Source organism: Mycobacterium sp. (genome assembly GCF_040398885.1).
Lineage (GTDB): Bacteria > Actinomycetota > Actinomycetes > Mycobacteriales > Mycobacteriaceae > Mycobacterium.
This window is the reverse complement of sequence record NZ_JBBATF010000232.1, coordinates 1-3,422: the sequence shown is the minus strand read 5'-3', so window position 1 is coordinate 3,422 and position 3,422 is coordinate 1. Positions and strand designations below refer to the sequence as shown.

Annotated in this window: 4 protein-coding genes and 2 pseudogenes; 2 read left to right on the top strand and 4 right to left on the bottom strand. The window is 69.6% G+C overall.

Annotated features, from left to right (window positions below):
• Positions 1 to 704, bottom strand: a 704-nt coding sequence (gene echA20 / locus ADBZ5U_RS15190) for a (7aS)-7a-methyl-1,5-dioxo-2,3,5,6,7,7a-hexahydro-1H-indene-carboxyl-CoA hydrolase (protein WP_526811580.1), incomplete at its 3' end; no start/stop codon positions are given.
• 40 nt (positions 705 to 744) lie between these two features.
• On the opposite strand from echA20, the gene ADBZ5U_RS15185 reads away from it, so the two are divergent.
• Together ADBZ5U_RS15185 and ADBZ5U_RS15180 are read left to right on the top strand one after the other, a co-directional pair.
• The gene (locus ADBZ5U_RS15185) at positions 745 to 1,500 is read left to right on the top strand and encodes an SDR family oxidoreductase (protein WP_526811578.1); all 756 of its coding nucleotides are present in this window, start codon (positions 745 to 747) and stop codon (positions 1,498 to 1,500) included.
• Positions 1,501 to 1,508: 8 nt separating this feature from the next.
• Positions 1,509 to 2,426 (top strand): SDR family oxidoreductase, encoded by a 918-nt coding sequence (locus ADBZ5U_RS15180; RefSeq protein WP_526811576.1) that lies wholly within the window; start codon positions 1,509 to 1,511, stop codon positions 2,424 to 2,426.
• Here the strand turns inward: ADBZ5U_RS15180 and ADBZ5U_RS15175 are convergent.
• From ADBZ5U_RS15175 to ADBZ5U_RS15165, 3 genes and pseudogenes are all read right to left on the bottom strand, one after another.
• On the bottom strand, positions 2,423 to 2,821 hold the full coding sequence (locus ADBZ5U_RS15175) for a nitroreductase family deazaflavin-dependent oxidoreductase (RefSeq protein ID WP_526811581.1): 399 nt from the start codon (positions 2,819 to 2,821) through the stop codon (positions 2,423 to 2,425). The two genes, ADBZ5U_RS15180 and ADBZ5U_RS15175, sit on opposite strands and share 4 nt — an antisense overlap.
• Positions 2,822 to 2,899: 78 nt before the next feature.
• Positions 2,900 to 3,265 (bottom strand): annotated as a pseudogene (locus tag ADBZ5U_RS15170) (DUF8021 domain-containing protein); the annotation flags it as partial.
• Between the two features lie 4 nt (positions 3,266 to 3,269).
• Positions 3,270 to 3,422, bottom strand: a pseudogene (locus ADBZ5U_RS15165) (steroid 3-ketoacyl-CoA thiolase); the annotation flags it as partial.

The window sequence follows — 3,422 nt, the reverse complement described above, 5'->3', positions numbered from 1 at the left end:
ACCCCGGACAGGTTCAACTCGAAGGTGAAACCCTGCTCCATCCGGTAGCTGGCGTTAACCTGCTGGGGATCAATCAAATTCAGCGCCTCCTTGGCGGCCCGGATCACCCGGGTGTCCTTGGCGGCGATGTCGCGTGCCACCCGCAGTGCCGCCTCATCGAGCTCGGCGCGGGGAACCACCTCGTGCACCGAGCCGAAGTGGTGCAGGGTCGCGGCGTCGACGGTGGCCGCGGTGAAGAACAGCCGCCGCATCATGTGCTGGGGAACGAGTCGGGACAGGTGAGTGGCCGCACCCAGCGCCCCGCGCTCAACCTCGGGCAGGCCGAATTTCGCGTCGTCGGAGGCCACGATCACGTCGGCGTTGCCCACCAGGCCGATGCCGCCGCCCACGCAGAACCCGTTGACGGCGGCGACGACGGGGACCGCGCACTCGTAGACCGCCTTGAACGCCGCGAAGCAACCGCGGTTGGCGTCGATCAGGGCGGTGAACCCGGTGGTCTTCTGCATCTCCTTGATGTCCACGCCGGCGTTGAAGCCCCGGCCCTCGGCCCGCAGGATCACCACCCGGGTGGCCGTGTCCAGGCCGGCCCTCGTGATCGTCTCGGCGAGGTCGAACCAGCCGCGCGACGGTATGGCGTTGACCGGTGGGTAGTCGACGGTGACCGCGACGATGCCGGGCTCGACGGTGGAGGACGTGATCGGCATGGCACCTCCTAAGCAAGCACTTGCTTGGTAGGCTAGCACGGTGGACTTCGAGCTGGCCGGTCGCGTCGTGCTGGTGACCGGGGGCGTCCGCGGTGTCGGCGCGGGCATCAGCGAGGTCTTCGCCGGCCAGGGCGCCACCGTGGTCACCTGCGCCAGGCGCGCCGTCGACGGGCTGCCGTACGAGTTCCACAGCTGCGATGTCCGCGATCCCGAGGCCGTCGCCGGCCTCGTCGATACCGTCGCCGCGCGGCACGGCCGCCTCGATGTCGTGGTGAACAACGCCGGCGGATCGCCGTCGGTGCCGGTCGCCGAGGCGTCGCCGCGGTTCCTCCGGAAGGTGATCGAGTTGAACCTGCTGGGAACGCTGTACGTCTCGCAGGCGGCCAACGCCGTGATGCAGCAGCAGGCGAAGGGCGGCGCGATCATCGCGATCTCGAGCGTCAGCGGCCGGCGTCCCTCGCCCGGACATGCCGCCTACGGGGCGGCGAAGGCCGGGGTGGACAGCCTGACCGCGACCCTGGCGGTGGAGTGGGCGCCCAAGGTCAGGGTCAACGCGGTGGTGGCCGGCATGGTGGCCACCGAGCAGGTGGAGTCGTTCTACGGCGACGGCGAGTCGCAGGCCGCGGTGGCGGGCACCGTCCCGCTGGGGCGACTCGCACGACCGGCCGAGATCGGTTGGGCTGCGGCGTTTCTGGCCTCCGACGCCGCGTCCTACATCAGCGGTGCGGTGTTGCCGGTCCACGGCGGCGGCGAGCCGCCGCCGTACCTGTCCGCATCGAGTGCGAACAAGGATTGAGGGAGACCATGGGATTGCTCGACGGCCGCGTCGTCATCGTCACCGGCGCCGGTGGCGGCATCGGGCGTGCCCACGCGCTTGCCTTCGCCGCCGAGGGGGCCCGGGTCGTGGTCAATGACATCGGTGTGGGGCTGGACGGATCACCGGCCGGCGGTGGCAGCGCCGCGCAGGGCGTGGTCGACGAAATCCGTTCCACCGGAGGAGAAGCCGTCACCAGCGGCGCCAATGTGGCGGACTGGAACGAGGCCGCCGGGTTGATCCGGGCCGCGGTCGACGCCTTCGGCGGCCTGGACGTCCTGGTCAACAACGCCGGCATCGTGCGTGACCGGATGATCGCCAACACCAGCGAGGAGGAGTTCGACGCCGTCATCGCCGTCCACCTCAAGGGGCACTTCGCGACCACCCGGCACGCCGCGGCGTACTGGCGCGGGCAGGTCAAAGAAGGGAAAGCCGGCGCCGACACCCTCAATGCCCGGATCATCAACACCAGTTCGGGTGCGGGACTTCAGGGCAGCGTCGGTCAGGGCAACTACAGCGCCGCCAAGGCCGGTATCGCCGCGCTCACCCTGGTGGCGGCCGCCGAGATGGGCCGGTACGGAGTCACGGTGAATGCCATTGCCCCGTCGGCCAGAACCCGGATGACCGAGACGGTGTTCGCCGAGATGATGGCCAAGCCGGGCAACGGGTTTGACGCCATGGCCCCGGAGAACATCTCGCCGCTGGTGGTCTGGCTCGGCAGCGCCGAGTCCGCCGACGTCACCGGCCGGGTGTTCGAGGTCGAAGGCGGCATCATCCGCGCGGCCGAGGGCTGGCGGCACGGCGCCGAGGTCGACAAGGGCGCGCGGTGGGAACCCGGCGAACTGGGACCCGTCGTCCGCAGCCTGTTGGCCGAGGGCCGTCCGCCGGTCCCGGTGTACGGATCCTAAGCGGGGTCGCAGACGACCACCGGGATGACCCGGTCGGTCCAGGACTGGTAGTCCTCGAAACTGGTGTACATCTCAACGAGTCTGGGCCAGTAGCGCGACCGTTCCTCCTCGGTGGCGTCCCGGGCGGTCAGATGCAGCACCTCGTCCTTGATCTGGACCGACACCTTCGGGTCGGCCTTGAGGTTCAGGTACCACATCGGGTGGGTCGCCGCGCCTCCCTTCGAGGCGACCAGCACGATGCGGTCACCCTCCCGCAGGTACACCAACGGACTGACCCGCCGTTCACCGGTCTTTCGGCCGGTGGTGGTCAGCAGCGCCACCGGGGCGCCCTGCAGGAACTTGCCGCCGAGTCTGCCGTCGGTCTTCCGGTACAACCAGGCCTGGCTCTTCGACATCCACTTGATGACGGTGTTGGACTGCGGTGAGTCCAGTCCGCGCGGTCGTGGTTTTGGTTCAGGCACAGCGTCCCTCCCGAGGAATGGGTGAAAGGTGACCCGGATGTGGTGGATCAGTCCGTCCGACTCCGGGATCACGAAAGTCTCCTCGACCCGGGCGGCGGCCCGCCGCCGCCCGACCGCGAACCTGGTCAGCACCGTGTAGCGGGCCCGCACCTCGTCGCCCGCGACGGTGTAGTCCGGAGGTGTCGTCGCTGCGATGATCCGGTACTGCGGGCCGCGGGTCAGGCTGCGCCGGAGATGTTTCCCGGAGAATCCGTTCCTGATGCCTTGCTCGACCCGGGTGCAGTCGCGGGCGAAGGGGACCGACTCGCCGTCATGGCTGACGAGCGCGTCGATGTAGGCCTGGGCGGCGGCGATGCGGGCGATGTCGGAGCGTGAGATGCGACTAGATCCGTTCGATGATGGTTGCGGTCGAGAGCGCCCCGCCGGCGCACATGGTGATCAGGGCGGTGCCCTGGCCGGTCCGCTCCAACTCGTGCAGCGCCGTGGTGATCAGCCGGCTGCCGGTGCTGCCGACCGGATGCCCCAGCGCGATGGC